This is a genomic window from Pantoea sp. alder81 (assembly GCF_020179835.1).
Taxonomy (GTDB): Bacteria; Pseudomonadota; Gammaproteobacteria; order Enterobacterales; family Enterobacteriaceae; genus Pantoea.
This window is the reverse complement of sequence record NZ_JAIUDA010000006.1, coordinates 13,884-28,755: the sequence shown is the minus strand read 5'-3', so window position 1 is coordinate 28,755 and position 14,872 is coordinate 13,884. Positions and strand designations below refer to the sequence as shown.

At 42.4% G+C, this 14,872-nt stretch carries 13 protein-coding genes; 10 read left to right on the top strand and 3 right to left on the bottom strand.

Annotated features, from left to right (window positions below; translation table 11 throughout):
- Positions 1–30 precede the first annotated feature (30 nt).
- Positions 31–2,061 (bottom strand): UvrD-helicase domain-containing protein, encoded by a 2,031-nt coding sequence (locus tag LBW88_RS16660; RefSeq protein ID WP_224933584.1) that lies wholly within the window; start codon positions 2,059–2,061, stop codon positions 31–33.
- Positions 2,054–4,189 (bottom strand): ATP-dependent nuclease, encoded by a 2,136-nt coding sequence (locus tag LBW88_RS16655; RefSeq protein ID WP_224933585.1) that lies wholly within the window; start codon positions 4,187–4,189, stop codon positions 2,054–2,056. Before LBW88_RS16655 ends, LBW88_RS16660 begins: the two co-directional genes overlap by 8 nt.
- Before the next feature lie 430 nt (positions 4,190–4,619).
- Between LBW88_RS16655 and LBW88_RS16650 the strand changes: the two genes are divergently transcribed.
- From LBW88_RS16650 to LBW88_RS16605, 10 genes are all read left to right on the top strand, one after another.
- The gene (locus LBW88_RS16650; RefSeq protein WP_265112760.1) at positions 4,620–5,147 is read left to right on the top strand and encodes a TIGR03759 family integrating conjugative element protein; all 528 of its coding nucleotides are present in this window, start codon (positions 4,620–4,622) and stop codon (positions 5,145–5,147) included.
- Entirely contained in the window at positions 5,126–5,761 is a 636-nt protein-coding gene (locus LBW88_RS16645; protein ID WP_224933587.1) for a lytic transglycosylase domain-containing protein, read from the top strand. Before LBW88_RS16650 ends, LBW88_RS16645 begins: the two co-directional genes overlap by 22 nt.
- Positions 5,758–6,264 carry an integrating conjugative element protein gene (locus LBW88_RS16640; protein ID WP_224933588.1) on the top strand — a complete coding sequence of 169 codons (507 nt, stop codon included), beginning with the start codon at positions 5,758–5,760 and terminating at the stop codon, positions 6,262–6,264. The genes LBW88_RS16645 and LBW88_RS16640 overlap by 4 nt, the downstream gene beginning before the upstream one ends.
- A gap of 161 nt (positions 6,265–6,425) precedes the next feature.
- On the top strand, positions 6,426–8,510 hold the full coding sequence (gene traD / locus LBW88_RS16635) for a type IV conjugative transfer system coupling protein TraD (RefSeq protein WP_224933589.1): 2,085 nt from the start codon (positions 6,426–6,428) through the stop codon (positions 8,508–8,510).
- Positions 8,510–9,271 carry a TIGR03747 family integrating conjugative element membrane protein gene (locus tag LBW88_RS16630; RefSeq protein ID WP_224933590.1) on the top strand — a complete coding sequence of 254 codons (762 nt, stop codon included), beginning with the start codon at positions 8,510–8,512 and terminating at the stop codon, positions 9,269–9,271. Before traD ends, LBW88_RS16630 begins: the two co-directional genes overlap by 1 nt.
- A gap of 248 nt (positions 9,272–9,519) precedes the next feature.
- On the top strand, positions 9,520–10,440 hold the full coding sequence (locus LBW88_RS16625; RefSeq protein WP_224933591.1) for an AbiJ-NTD4 domain-containing protein: 921 nt from the start codon (positions 9,520–9,522) through the stop codon (positions 10,438–10,440).
- A gap of 136 nt (positions 10,441–10,576) precedes the next feature.
- Entirely contained in the window at positions 10,577–10,927 is a 351-nt protein-coding gene (locus tag LBW88_RS16620; protein WP_224933592.1) for a hypothetical protein, read from the top strand.
- A 713-nt stretch (positions 10,928–11,640) separates the two neighbouring features.
- Positions 11,641–13,032 carry a hypothetical protein gene (locus LBW88_RS16615; RefSeq protein WP_224933593.1) on the top strand — a complete coding sequence of 464 codons (1,392 nt, stop codon included), beginning with the start codon at positions 11,641–11,643 and terminating at the stop codon, positions 13,030–13,032.
- Between the two features lie 11 nt (positions 13,033–13,043).
- Positions 13,044–13,376 (top strand): hypothetical protein, encoded by a 333-nt coding sequence (locus LBW88_RS16610; protein WP_129938365.1) that lies wholly within the window; start codon positions 13,044–13,046, stop codon positions 13,374–13,376.
- A gap of 223 nt (positions 13,377–13,599) precedes the next feature.
- The gene (locus LBW88_RS16605; RefSeq protein WP_224933594.1) at positions 13,600–14,223 is read left to right on the top strand and encodes a hypothetical protein; all 624 of its coding nucleotides are present in this window, start codon (positions 13,600–13,602) and stop codon (positions 14,221–14,223) included.
- A gap of 4 nt (positions 14,224–14,227) precedes the next feature.
- On the opposite strand, the gene LBW88_RS16600 is transcribed toward LBW88_RS16605, so the two are convergent.
- A complete protein-coding gene (locus LBW88_RS16600) occupies positions 14,228–14,788 on the bottom strand; it encodes a hypothetical protein (RefSeq protein ID WP_224933595.1) in 561 nt (186 codons plus the stop codon).
- Positions 14,789–14,872 lie beyond the last annotated feature (84 nt).

Genomic DNA, 14,872 nt, shown 5'->3' with positions numbered 1-14,872 from the left:
TCTGGGGCGTAACTATCACCATATTTTATTTTATGTATTGAAGTCCACATTGTTTTTAGAGAACAATACTATGCTAGCATTTTTAATAGCGCGCGAAACTGACACATATAAAATACGCCTTGCCCTTTCTAACTTTTCATTCAACGTCACATTAAGATCAGATGTTAAAAGCTCAGAGAAAATGTTTTTATCATGTAACATTGAGTCCTCCAAGAAAATCAGAACGTTATCGAACTCAAGACCTTTCGATGAGTGGCATGTCATATAATCAATGCCGGATAGTTTTGACTCACCATGCAGATAATCCATCCAGTTGAAAAACTCATCAACATTAATATCAAGAAGTTCAGATAAAAAAACTGAGCAATCAGCCACTCGTTTAAAACCAGATAATTCCAAAATGGTCGAATTAATGTTAGAGTTAAGATTAATCATTTTTTTCGGAAATATTGATTCTATTATTTCTTTAGTTTTAGGTGAAACACACCCATTTAAATCCCTCCTGACACCCTCAACGTATTCAAGTAAGGAGCAATTTGAAAAACCTTGGAGAAATGATATGGCTTCACGAACCTCTATCAGACTGAATTGACTTTTACTTACAATCGGAAATAGCTCACTCAGAGATAAACTTTTATTCCTAACAATAAGAAATAGAGGGAGCACAATATTATGAAGGGTCATTGCCAGTCTACCCGCCTTCTTAAGCTCCCTAACTACAAACTCCTCATTAACCTTATTATGATAAGAGGGATTCTCGGCTGTATAAATTTTAGAAACCAATCTATATATATTGTCAAAATCACATAAAGTGGCAAGCATTTTGTTTTTTAGAACTAGGCACGCGAAAGAACTCTCAGGAGATAAATGCCATTCACGCTTATGTCCATTAATTATATCTCTTATTATTGATTGTTCATTACAGTCTTCACCCAGCTGCTGGAATTTTACCTTGCCACCTTGTTTATTTTTATAAATAGAAGTTTGGATAATAGGTTGATGACTACCTCTTATTATATTGATGCAATTTATAACCTCATCAAATGACCGTCTATTAAAATCTTTATTTATTAAATTTAAACTTTCATAAAATGGGTTTTTGACTATATCTTTCGAGAAAATGGTTTGCATCGGATCGCCAAAGAAACCTAAAACAAAGCAGTCACTTGAACCTTTTGAATACGTATAAATCTCAGAGAAAAAATCAATGATATCTGGGTTTGTATCTTGGCACTCATCGATGAAAACATAAGGATAAGCGTCAATTACTACTCTAGATAAGCCTATGTTTTTCAATAATAATATTTTTGCATATTTAAGTAATGTATCATGCCCAATGATATTTAGATGTAGTATTTCAATATTTTGATTGGCCTTGTAAATTATATCCTTATAGTTAGGATCACCAGTCTTTATTGAATCCAGACATTTTTTATAATTCCTAATGGTCAGTAATGTTTTTATTGCATCGTAAACATCTTGTTTGTTGGACTTGATTGATCTCAACAAGTCCGTACCAATCACAGATTCTAAATAACTCCAATACGGCACGGCGGGACCAAAAGCGACTTCATAGTAATTTATTTTATCTTCGCGTATTTTTTCAATTAAGAAATCCAATTCTCTAACTGAAAGGCTTCTGAATTTTTTATATGATTTATGTGAATCAGGATCGTGAAAAACCATATACTCTAATCTTTTTATTTCATCCCCAAGGAATGAAATATGGGTTTCAATCAACTCTTTGTTATAGTTCTTCAATAAATCCCAAATAAAATAATGAATAGTTGAAACATAATAATGATCTGAGGAAGGCAACCGCTCGGCAATTTCATTTGTGGCGTTGTTAGTATATGTTATACATAGGATTTTCCTAGATGAATTATTGTTCTTAATAGCGCTTAATTGCCCTGCGTATTTAATGGCTTTAACTAACGCATATGTTTTCCCAGCACCTGCACCAGACTGGAAATAAAATGACTTTTCCTCATCAATTGAATGGTAAATACTTTCAATTATTTCATGCTCTGTCTTTTCTTTTTCTGCGTCTAATTCATACATAGTCACCTCCTCTAACTTTACGCTTTTGACTTCCAAGCCACGATAATCCATTTATTATGTATGAAGGCAATTCTGGTTTAACATCTTCGCTAGTTATTAATTCATAAATGATAGCGTTAGCAAATGCACTTTTGCTGTCTGCTAGCTTTTTCTGTATCTTGAATGAATTCATCGCAAGAATGTGATGATTTTCCTTTTCATCTGAAATGATATCTAAATAGTCCTTCCCAACAACTTTTAATAAAATACCTCTTAATAAATCATTTCTATAATTCTTAAGAATCAACGCTTCTTCGAATGAAGTAGCATAATAACTCGCCTTATTTCCGCCAGGTATATCAAGAGATATTTCTTCCAACTGGTAAGCAAGGTATATATTATCAGATATGTGATACTCGGGAAAATTTATAACTTTTTTGCTTCCTAAGAAATGAGTTAAGGTAGAGTTTGTTGTTTCGATTGAATCATCCAGTAATTCCATCTGCGGGAAATATTCAGTGGTAATCTCCGAACCATCATCTTGTATTTTAACTTGTTTGAAAAGGGATTTATCCCGTTTAAAATCTATGTCAGTGATTATCAATGTTGGGATGTTTATTCTTTTAAGAAGGTTTGAATACACTTTTCCGTGCGCACCATCAATTCTGAAAACTGAAATATTTCCTTTACTTAGGGTCGTATCTCTATCAATATAGTAATTTATGACACGTTCTTCAGTTATGCCTTCAACTAAAATTATTGCATCAGAAAAGAAAAGTTCAGGGACTTGGTGTTTTACATGTTTTTTAATAAATTTAAAGTAATCAAATTCCTTACCCCCCTCACAAAGATCATTATCGTTCAAAATTACACTCTCACTATTTCCTTTTGAGCTATTAATGTAATTAATTTCATTAAATGTCCCGCTCCCATGAATAATACTATTTAATATATGTGAGGAGTGAGTAGTAACTACAATTTGACTTTTAATTGAACTAATGTCTTTAGAGTTTAGTCCTAATATCTTTATCAAAGCCTCTTCAATATGACGAATGAAATTAACTTGCATTTGAGGATGCATAAAAACCTCAGGTTCCTCAATGCATAAAAGCTGGATTTTAAGCTGTTTTTCTTCATGCAAGCTTCTATTGGAATAATCAATTATTTCACTAATTATATTTATAAGATTCGCATATCCTAATCCGAATTGTCCTTCAGGAATTAGATTTTCGCCATCACGATGCTCATATGTTATGAGATCTCCCATTAATCTATCGAAAGTTAAGTTAGCTCTTAATTCAATACCTAGGCTTTCATCAAGAATAATTGTGTTTAAAACTGACTCGACATTATCCTGATGACTTACTTTTATTTTTTCTGTAAGGCTGTGGTTGTTCCCATCTACCAGATGCAAAATACTCTTCAGTTCATCTTTGTTTTTTTCATACATGAATTTTATAATTCTATTGAAGGATTTTGCTAGTAACCTTTGGTCATGTATATTATTGGCAACTTTAATGATCCGAAGGTCTATCAGGTTTTTCACCTTGACCTTATCAATTACTTTATTATCTATATTCTTAATGACTCTTTTAAATTCCGTCTCTGATATCAAATCTAAAAAACGTCTAAAAAGCTCATTATCATTGTAACCACTGTCTTTTTTTTCTTTAATTAAATCATCCACTGCATCCCGAAAGATTTCTTCATCATAAATTTTAAAGATTATCATTATATATGCTGTTGTATCTTTGGTATCATCTCTTGGGATACTACTCAAAGATGATACATCTATGAATGGTGAGAAATTACTAGTGCTATCATTATTTATATCATCGAGTATGAACTCCATTTCGAATTTTATTTCAGGGTATGTTGTAAAATCTGATGCAAGAAATGCAGAAAGAATCCGCCTCAAATAATTATGGTTAAAGTCATTTCCGTTTAATTTTTCTGTATCTGAACATAATAATGCTAAGGAATTTGTTATCGTTGTTTTACCAGAGTTGTTTTTTCCAATGACTACTGTTGTTGACGCAGCAACTGGTGATTGTTCAGGTGAAGTCTTCCCAGCTTTAACGAAACAGACTTTATTATTAGAATTGCTAAATTTCCTAAAGTTATGAATAACTAAACTTTTTAGATACATACAGTAATTTCCTTATAGCACGCAAAAAATTGAATAATTTTTTTTACCTTTTTTTTATGATAAGAACAAGGAATATCAAGCAATGAGCCTCCAAGTAATTGATAAGAATGATCTTTTTTTAAGCCGTCGGAACTGTGATTTGATTTAAGTCTGCACGCATGGTTAATTTCATTAAGGGATTACCAGTAAAATGTTTATACAAACAACAATGTTTTTTACTTTTGATTTTCAGTGCTCCTTCTAAATAATAAGGAATTACATGTTTCCTTCAAAATTAAAAATCATGTCATTTATTCTAATGTCATTCAGCTGCTCAGTTTTTTCTAATGAAGTGGACTCAATTACCTTTACGGATTCTAAGGCATCTAATTATGAAGGCTCAGAGAAAGATCAAATTTCTGAAGAAGAAAAATTAAGATATGTAGAGTTAATGAATAATTTTAGAGGTTACATTTCACCTAAGCTCGACCCGATTACCACTCTAGGCATTGAAGCCCGCAATGAAGCCGAACGTCGCCACTACGCCGAACTCTGGGTAAAACAGGAATATGAGCGCACCGAAAAAGAGCTCAAATTCCAGCGCGAAGTTGATGCTGCCTGGAAGCGCCTGATGCCCAACATGCTACCGGTTAATATGGGCAACGCCGCAGGTATAGCACATGACTCCGGTGGCCGTTTGGCGCTGTTTGTACGCGAAGCAGATTGCCACCTCTGCGATGCCCGACTTTCCGCCGTTCTTGCCGATAAACGTCCCGTTGATATCTATCTTGTCGATAGTGAAGGCAGCGATCAGAAACTCCGTAACTGGGCGCAACAACACCGTATTCCCGCCGAACAAGTTCGCGAGCGACGCATCACCCTCAATCACGATGCAGGCCGCTGGTTGCGCTACGGCAACGGCATCATGCCGGTCCTTCTCCAGCAGGGGGAAAGCGGATGGCATATCGCAGCGTTCTAACCATCGCTTTATTGTTGAGTGCCGCCAGCTCTGTGGCATCAACAAACATGCAAAGCGTGCCATCGGGCTATCAGAAAGTCGCGCTGCAGCATGGCGTTCCAGCTGAATCACTTTATTCGCTGGCGCTGGCTGAATCATCGCGCAAACTGCCACACGGCACGCGCCCGTGGCCGTGGACAATCAATGTCGCGGGTAAAGGCTACCGCTATGAAAGCAGGCAAGCTGCCTGGCAAGCGCTGCAGCAGTTTATGAAAAGCTATCCACTGAAGCGGATCGATGTCGGCATCGCGCAGGTCAATCTCGGCTGGAATGGGCATCGCTTCAGCTCAACATGGGATGCGTTCGATCCATATATCAATCTGAATGCAGCCGCGCGCATTCTTCGCGAGTGCTGGGAACTCAGCCCCGGCAGTTGGTTGAAAGCGGCTGGCTGCTATCACCACCCGGCTGGCGGCAAACCTGCAGCGCGCTATCGGCAGATTGTCAGCCAAAAGCTGGCTTCACTTACACCTAGCCAATCTCGCCCAATCACAACACAGGCACCCGCCAACCTCGCGAGTAACCAAACACCCTCAACCGAAATCATCTGGACAGAACCCCGGAGGCAGCAATGAACAAATTGATGCTGGCTGGCGCGATCGCCGCGTGGCCATTTCTCTCACATGCAGAACTCAACGTTATCGCTGACCTCGGCGGCAAATCGGCTGCGCCGTTCTATGAGGGAATCAACGCTGAGCCTCAGTCGCAACAGCAATCAATCCAACCTGATTACAGTGAAGGTTCAGTGTTGCCAGTGGCAACACCTGAACTTACTCCAGGCATGGTTGAACCACGCGCGCTGAAGCTACCGGGTATTGGGGCGCTGTTTGTGATTGGGGAAGATGGCCAATCGCAAGAATGGCTATCACGTAACGCTGAACTGCTCAGCCGTCGTGGTGCGGTTGGGATGGTGGTAAACGTAAGCAGCTCGGCATCCTTGCAGCAGCTGCGCCAGATTGCGACCAATCTGCAGCTCGCACCGGTATCTGGTAGCGATCTGGCACGCCGCCTCAAATTGGAACATTACCCGGTGCTGATCACTGAACATTCACTGAGCCAGCAGGTATCAGCCCAGTGATGGGATTTGCCGGATTGCATGGAATGCCCCATGCAGCGCTGATGCTCCTTCCTCTTTTCTTCATCCTTTTTCTGGCTCTGCTGCGCGCTTACTGGTGTTGGCACAATCTGCATCACTCGGCACGCAGCACGTCTGAATCCTGCCAAAAGTGAGTCACTGCTATGAGCGATCGCTATGTTATTGAAGCACTGCTGCGTCCCGCAGTTGAGTTCAACACCACGCTGGTAGCCGCTACCGCCAGCTATGTTTGCGTTGCAGCGCCCTGGGCTGTCGCACTGTCGCCATCGGTCAGCTATGTCACCGCAACCGGCTTTGCGGTGCTGGCCGCCGTGCGCGCCCGTCAGGGATGCCAGGTGATCAGGTATCGCAGAAACTTGCGCCGCTTGCCGCGCTATGTGATGACCAGCCGCCAGGTGCCAGTGAGCAATCATCGGCTGTTCCTGGGGAAAGGTTTTCTGTGGCAGCAAAAACACACTCAGCGCCTGCTCGATACGCGTCGGCCAGAAGTCGAAAAGTATGTGCAGCCAGCGAAGCTCTATCAGTACGCGCGCAGGCTTGAACGCGCGACCGAGCATTCTCTGCCCTGGCTGTCATCGATGATTTCAGCCGATACACCGCTGAATCCGGTTCGCCCGCTGCCGCCGGTTGGCGGTAATCCGGCGCTGCACGGCATTGAACCGAATGAGCGCGATGTATCGATGGATCTCCGCGAACGCGTCGGGCATACGCTAGTCGTTGGCACCACGCGCGTGGGCAAAACACGGCTGGAAGAATTGCTGGTTACGCAGGATATTCGACGCGGCAATATCACCATTGTCTTCGACCCCAAAGGCGATGCCGATTTGCTAAAACGCATGTGGGCTGAAGCGCACCGCGCCGGTCGTCAGGATGACTTCCACGTTTTCCATCTTGGCTGGCCAGAGATCTCGGCTCGTTACAACGCCGTTGGCCGCTTCGGGCGTGTGTCTGAAGTGGCTTCGCGCATTGCAGGTCAATTGGGCGCTGAGGGTAACAGCGCCGCGTTTCGCGAGTTCGCCTGGCGATTCGTCAACATCGTGACGCGCGCGCTGGTTGCGCTTGGCCAGCGCCCCGACTACTCGCTAATCCTTCGCTACGTCACCAACATCGGCGAACTCTATCAGCGCTACGTGGAACATCTGGTTGATAAGCATCTGCCGGAGCTGCGCAGTAAAATTGAGAATGGCAGCAATGTGCTGAAGGAGAAGGATCTGCCGCGCAATATGCAGGGGCAATCGAACGCCACGCGCATCTGGGCAATGGAGCTGGCGCTGAGTTCTGAAGCCGGTAAAAAGCTCTACGATCCTATTCTGGAAGGGCTGCGTTCTGCAGTGCGTTATGACCGAACCTATTTCGATAAAATCGTCGCCTCACTGCTACCGCTACTGGAAAAACTCACCACCGGAAAAACGGCTGCGCTGCTCTCGCCTGACTATGAAGACCTCTACGATCCGCGCCCGATATTTGACTGGCAACAGGTGATTCGCCAGCGCGGCATCGTTTATGTCGGGCTGGATGCGCTATCAGACAGTGAAGTCGGTGCCGCCGTTGGCAACAGTATGTTCGCCGATTTGGTGAGTATCGCGGGCCATATCTATAAGCACGGCATCAATGACGGCCTGCCGGAGAATGGCGACGGCAAACTTCCGATCAGCCTGCACTGCGACGAGTTCAATGAGCTGATGGGCGATGAGTTCATTCCGCTGATTAACAAAGGCGGAGGCGCGGGCATTGAGGTGACGGCTTACACCCAAACGATTTCTGATATTGAGGCGCGCATTGGCAGCAGCGCTAAAGCCGCGCAGGTCACGGGTAACTTCAACACGCTGATCATGCTGCGGGTACGTGAGAACCGCACCGCCGAGCTGCTAACCAGTCAGCTGCCTGAAGTGGATGTGTATTCCAAAACGCTGGTTTCGGGTTACACCGATATCACCAACCAGGAGCAAGGCACCGATTTCACCTCCAACACTCAGGACCGTGTGAGTATGGTGAAAACGCCGATGCTAACTCCGGCTGACATCATCAACCTGCCCAAAGGCCAGGCGTTCGCGCTGCTGGAAGGCGGCCAGCTGTGGAAGATTCGCATGCCGCTGCCTGCTGCTGATAAAACCGATTTGATGCCAGAAAGCCTGCAGAAGATCGCTGCTGAGATGCGCCGCAATTACCGCACCAGTGAAGCATGGTGGTCTGGTGCTGCTGGCGCAGAACCGCCGGGAGGTGAATGATGCCACCACCAAATACTTCAGCGCCGCCAGCTCGCGTTCAGCAACCTAAAGAGCATGGCTTTCTGTTTAATCTGTTATGGGGATGGCCGTGGAAGCTGATTGGCATGCTGCTGGCTTCGCTGTTTTTTAGCCTAGTAATGGAGTACATCGGTATTGCATTCTTCTGGCCAGATCAAGGTGCGGCGCATAGCCAGCAGGTGATGCAGATTGAGAGCGGCTATCTCTCCACGGAGTTCACGCGCAGCTTGCTGTTGTCACAGCCAACGGTGACGGTCACTGCCTGGGTAACTCAGGTTTATCAGTGGCTGGTTGTCGATAGCGGCCTGCAGGGTTGGATCGCGCAGCAAAATCAGGCAATGGAAAGCGGTGGTAATGCAGTTGCTGCCGGATTAAGTGCCGGTAGCCGCTGGCTGGCATCGGCGCTACAGGAATATCTGCTGGCGACGGTGTATGTCGCTGTGGTGACGCTGATTCGCGTAACTATTTTGGTGCTTTCAATACCGCTGTTTCTGATGGTGGTGCTGGTTGCAGTGGTTGATGGTTTAGGGCGGCGAGATCTACGGCGCTATGGTGCGGCGTATGAATCCAGCTTTGTCTATCACCATGCCAAACGCTTCGTTAAACCCGCGTTTTATGTTCCCTGCATGGTGTATCTGTCGTGGCCATCGGCTGTGTACCCTAATCTGCTGTTGCTGCCTGCGGCGCTGATGCTGGGAATGGCGCTGGCGGTGCTGACGGCTTCGTTCAAGAAATATATATGAGCTGGACTACAGCGTGCAAAGCTCGACTTTGTGCGCTGTAGTCAGCAGGCAAGCCGCTGTCGCGGCGCGGCAGATTCATATCCAATTATGAAAATGTTGTCGATTTAAATGACTGTTATGAGCGAGAAGCGGAAATGCGCGTTTAGGTAGTTTTAACCATTGATTTCACCACATTCACTCAATTATGCTTGCTCAATAATTGAATCAGTCATAGATTTTGGGAAAGTCATAAACTTCCAGGGGCGAGTGTGGAATATTTTAGCGATAAAGAGAAAGGTTCTGTATCGAGAACTAACAATGATGTCTCTATGACCGTATGGAATGGGCTTGTCTCGTACATAAATGTTCTAGTAAATAAAGGTTACTTTGGGAAAAACTTTCCAGAAGAATGCCCTGACGGACGAGGGTGTATTGGTACAAATGAAGACACTTTCAAAGCTGCGCTACAGTCGGAAATACCAAATTTAGGATGGCCATTGGGTGTTGATCCTGAAGATATAGGCCGATATGGCTACAGATCAAGAACACAAATTACGTTTATTCCAGACTATCTGGACGTTATGGATTTACTTCAATTTTGCTATAAGCATGTTGCTCTTCCTATTGAAGGAAATGATTACCACCCTTATTACGGTCACACTCATATTGACGACTTCGATGTTGATGCTGGCAGAAATGAATTTAATGAAAGAGTTAATGTCATTTTTGCACGTAATGGTATGGCCTACGAGCTTCAGAAAACAGGAGAAATTATTCGACTTCTTAGCCCTGAATTAGTTAAAATAATGTCCACAGTGAATGTACCTGCGGAAGTTGAGTTAAAGATAATACTTGCTCGCGCGAATTCTAAAATCGTTAATTTTGATGTTCAGGTTCGCTATGACGCTTTGAAAGATCTCTGGGACTTTTGGGAGCGACTGAAGAGTATTCACAACCCGTCAAATAAAAAAAGATCAGTTACACAGTTACTTGATGAAGCAACCGATAGACCTGAATTTCGGAATCTTTTGGAAGATGAAGCTAAGTACTTGACCGACGTTGGTAATCAATATTTCATACGTCACGCTGAAATGAATCAGGTAAAAATTCAAGAGAGCGATCATATTGAGTACCTATATCATCGCATGTTTAGTTTAATTCATCTGCTCATGAAAACTTTCACCCATTAATTAGCCTGATTCCTAACCTGCTGCCAGCATTAAGCTCTTCCCTAAAGGACATAATAAACGCCCAACAGGACGCCGTGAGATATTTTTATAGCATATAAGGATATGATTATAAAGAACGAAATTAGGATTTCCCTGCGTGCTGATTTTAGTATTTCTTTCGACACCAAATACCTTTGCGATGTCTTCTCTATCCACCATTAATAATGCTAAGAAGGCCTTTGATTTGGCTCAAGTTCTTATCAAAGCCCCCTCTCGCATTGTTGCAATGAAAACAGATATAGACGCTTTGTATAAACCAGTTGGGCCTCTTTTTACCGGACTAAATAATAAAGTTGTAGAAAATTTGCAAAACGGACCACTGGAACTACAAAATACCATCGTAAAACCAGTACCTATAAATGGTGTAGTCGATGGCGGCTATAGTATTACTACTGAAAAAGCAGGAAATACAGCATATTTAGCCTCCAAAGAACAATACGGCAATTGAAAGTTAGCAGAATTAAAATAATCATTAATGGAGTAGAGAATGGCCATTGTGAAATTTTTCATAAAAATAAAATACCTATCATTTTTGATTGATTAATGTTTATTGGTGTTTTGCATGATGATTTTTCTTAAATGAAAAGTGTATATTTATAATTTTACTGGAGGCATTGCTTAAATTTTCATATCTGACATTTTATATAACTTGTCTCTCATGGATAAGTATATGCCGAAATTAGTAACTTCCGCTCTTGACACTCAACTGCCGTAGTGAAGTTATGAGCGTACAACGGACATTCCAATTCAATTTTTGTGTGAGTTAATGGGGAGCAGGTCATTTAATCTCGCGCTAAAGCGGCTGAATATTCCCTTAATTATCCAATACTGACATTTTCTCTATTTAAACATCCAGCCTATGATAGGCGATATTCTGTATTTTTAGCATGCACTACACATTTGTAATGAATGTCCTTCTATATATGCAGTGGGCTTGGTCATCGGTCGCAATCTGCTAAGCGTTACCTCCGGTATCTTAAGAGGCGGGACTGACGATTTGTCATGGGCACATGATCCCATACTCAGTCCACTACACAATGCCCAGCATTTGCATGTTGTAAGTCATTTTGGGGCACATTCTAAGGAATATAAGTTTGCATCCCTGACTCAGCAGGCCGTTTCAGTATCATGAGATCAACGACATCAATAAGGAGATATAGTATGACTGATCACGTTTCTAAAAGCGTTATATATGACCACCTGGCCCTTTTCGGGCAGGAGCCTGAGCTTGCCACAGAAGATGCTCTTCGTGATGAGATAAATTGTGCTATGGCAATCCTGGCGCCACATTTTAAAACCGGACAATCTTATAAGGAGGTGGATGACCTTAAAAATCATCGTAACTCTGTACGTTCTCTGCTCGGCCCAGAGATCGCAAGGGTACAATATTCAAACCATAAAAATACGCAGAGCGACAGGCGTCTTGTTCTCCTGATGGCACCTCTCAACGTGTTGGCCAAAAAATGGCGTAAGTCATACGTTTTGAAAGATGATCCTGCTTACTACTCATTGAGCTATTACGATTTCCATGACGACAGGCAGCATTACAGCGCGATCGCCTCTGAGATGTTTGAGACCTATATTGCGAATCACGGCAATTTTATGCGTCTTGCACAAGAAACGGCGGGTGCTATGGAAAGCATGGTCGTCGAAATACTGCGTATGAAGCCTCGTGTTGATAATGATTATGATGCTCCGGATGCAACTTATCTGACCGGTCAGTCGGACACCTTCCAGTTTCTTGATAGGATTATTGATACAGTACTGGAAAAATACACGGTGAATACTCACTCCGCTGCGGATGAAGAAAACACGCTGGCTTTCTATAAGCACGTGTGCAAGAACGCAGGGCTACACGTCCTAATCAATGAAGGTATGTATTTCATCAAAGAGAGTGAAGAGTTCGAAAGTAGCGTCTCAGCATATTTGCATTGGCGTAAAGACCAGGAATCTTTCTCATCGCCAAAGGCAGGTAGTGAAGAAATGATGATCGCGACATGTATTGCTGTCATTCACGCGCTTGAAAGAAGCGCGGGGGGCAACTGGCGTGCTCAATTAGAAAAGAACATGGATCCCAAATACCTTGGGCGTGTCGCCGATTTTGTACGTTATGTACGCTATGCGAAAAATGAAGATAACTCACCTCTAAGCCTTCAGCTACTTCGCCGGGGAGGGACGACTAAGGGGCTGGCCATTTACAGCGCGTTGATGGATATGGGCAACCTTATCTATCGGAAGGATTTTAATGAACTGGCTTCAAGAGCGATTGCAGTGCTTGATGAGAGAAAACTGCATGGGGAGCTGCGCAAATATGTCGGCAATATTTTTAGCGTGATGAGTTGCTGGGAGGGATTTGAGTCTGATATTAGTGCTCAAATGTCGGGGTATTGTCTCAGCAGAAAGCTCTCATGGACTTATCGCACCTTCTTTATTCGGAAGCTGTTGAGACTTGATTACGTCCAGCTGCAGCAATTTCATCAAGACATTGTTCCTGTAATGTATGACGAATGTGCCCGCCTAGAGTCCGCGCTAGACCTTAAATTGATGCGTTGAGGAAAAAAATAATGAAATTAACTGGTAGCATGACAGTCCATGTCAGTCACTCCAGCACTGATGAACTGATTGAATCGTACGATGTTGAGGCTCGTGAGTTTGGACTTGAAGAAACCGGCGTGAGAAATTACGACGGAGAAAAGGGGTATCGTGGGTTATACATCTACTTTAACCAGGAGTATGGCTTCGATGTGCTAGTTGAACTTGAGGAAATGAATCATCGGATTACAGAATTTGATCTCAGCATCCGCAATGATAATGGTGCATACCGCATCGCGGTCGATACTGATTGTCTTACTGCTCATCCTTCTTCATCCGACTATGAAGACGATGAATGGTTTTAATCTGTGTTAATCCCTTACGGCCTTCACTACATGTAGTGAAGGCCGGATAATCGCGTTCTTACCCTCAAAAATCTAAATACCAGCTCTGCTCATACTACTATCTTTAAGCTGGACGACAGCGTGCAAAGCTTGACCATGTGCGCTGTCGTCAGCAGACAAGCCGGTATGGCAGAGAGGCAGAAAAAAAGATACGTTAATGTTTTTACTATTATGGATATCTTGTATGAATACTATCAGTGCTATCATCATACCTTTCGCCGCAGCAGCGGTTAGCTATTTAGTATACAGAAACAGCATAAGAAAAGATGAAAGCGGTTTAATGCTGGAAATGATGAAAGAGTTAGAGAAAGATTCGCCAAATAAATATTCCGTCGAATACTTATTTTCTAAGATTTATAAAACCGATAATATCCTATTCACTGAAATAGTTATTCTGATGAGCCATCCAACCCCTCTAAAAGCTGTCAATAACCTGCTGATGGTTAGGCGAAACGTTGATGCTTTCACTCTTATTTCAGGAAGTGATGGGATTGAAGTCATTGCTAACTCTGGTTGGGAGAATGGCAAGGACATAAGCTTGAAGAGGAATTTTTACTTGTTTTTGATGATCTTCCTATATTTTCTCGCTGTTATCTTCTTTGGATTATCATCTACTTTCTTTTTAAATAATGACGCTGAGAGCCTAATAAGAACTGCTACAATAGATAGTGGTATATCTGTTCTAATTTCTTTAATTGTGAACATTACTGCACCAATAATTTGTGCCGCAGGAATGTTTCATTATGGTAAGAAAGCTAACTCGATAACCCTCATTGCTCCTGCAAAAAGGTTCTTAGAAAACAGATAAGTTTTTATTTTATTTTTTTCATGTATATCTTGTAGTCATCTCCAACAGAGCTATGTGCTAGCAAGATTACTTCATCCTTACTTGCTGAAATTTTTCTGTAAGATTGACTTTGACCTACAGCCACAAGGGTGCTTTTACCTGTAGTGGCTTTATTACCACCATTGCAAATATCATAACCACCGACTTCTGAACCGTTCAGCTTTAAAGAATTAGTTGATAAGACCAGATCCTGAGTAGTTGTAGTGATGTCTTCATCAAATTCGTCCCAAAATCCAGCCACATTTAAGTGGCAAGTAATATCGAAAGATTTTTCACTCTGAAGAGTCATGTTGGCAATTGAATTATATTTTCCGTTTTTGAAATACGTTGTATTCCCAGTTACCTTCACCGTCATTCCTTCATTGATGTAGTTATAATCATATTGCCACTGCCCAATTAGAAAACCTGTTTTTTCATTGCTAGGTGAAAAAGGATGAAATCCAAAATACAATGCTAAAATAGTGGGAATGAACAAAGATATTGTTTTGTATGAAACTAGAGCCTTTAATAGTTTTTTTGTATTCATAATCACCTATCAAATTTTATATTTTAACATTTAATTATTCACGGACTTTTTATTGGAAATATCACAATCTCATGTTGACCACAT

Bases quoted from the DNA above. Each gene is read 5' to 3' on its own strand.
- LBW88_RS16660 (WP_224933584.1), bottom strand. From the start codon at position 2,061: ATGTATGAATTAGACGCAGAAAAAGAAAAGACAGAGCATGAAATAATT.
- LBW88_RS16655 (WP_224933585.1), bottom strand. From the start codon at position 4,189: ATGTATCTAAAAAGTTTAGTTATTCATAACTTTAGGAAATTTAGCAAT.
- LBW88_RS16650 (WP_265112760.1), top strand. From the start codon at position 4,620: ATGAATAATTTTAGAGGTTACATTTCACCTAAGCTCGACCCGATTACC.
- LBW88_RS16645 (WP_224933587.1), top strand. From the start codon at position 5,126: ATGGCATATCGCAGCGTTCTAACCATCGCTTTATTGTTGAGTGCCGCC.
- LBW88_RS16640 (WP_224933588.1), top strand. From the start codon at position 5,758: ATGAACAAATTGATGCTGGCTGGCGCGATCGCCGCGTGGCCATTTCTC.
- traD (WP_224933589.1), top strand. From the start codon at position 6,426: ATGAGCGATCGCTATGTTATTGAAGCACTGCTGCGTCCCGCAGTTGAG.
- LBW88_RS16630 (WP_224933590.1), top strand. From the start codon at position 8,510: ATGCCACCACCAAATACTTCAGCGCCGCCAGCTCGCGTTCAGCAACCT.
- LBW88_RS16615 (WP_224933593.1), top strand. From the start codon at position 11,641: ATGACTGATCACGTTTCTAAAAGCGTTATATATGACCACCTGGCCCTT.
- LBW88_RS16610 (WP_129938365.1), top strand. From the start codon at position 13,044: ATGAAATTAACTGGTAGCATGACAGTCCATGTCAGTCACTCCAGCACT.
- LBW88_RS16605 (WP_224933594.1), top strand. From the start codon at position 13,600: ATGAATACTATCAGTGCTATCATCATACCTTTCGCCGCAGCAGCGGTT.
- LBW88_RS16600 (WP_224933595.1), bottom strand. From the start codon at position 14,788: ATGAATACAAAAAAACTATTAAAGGCTCTAGTTTCATACAAAACAATA.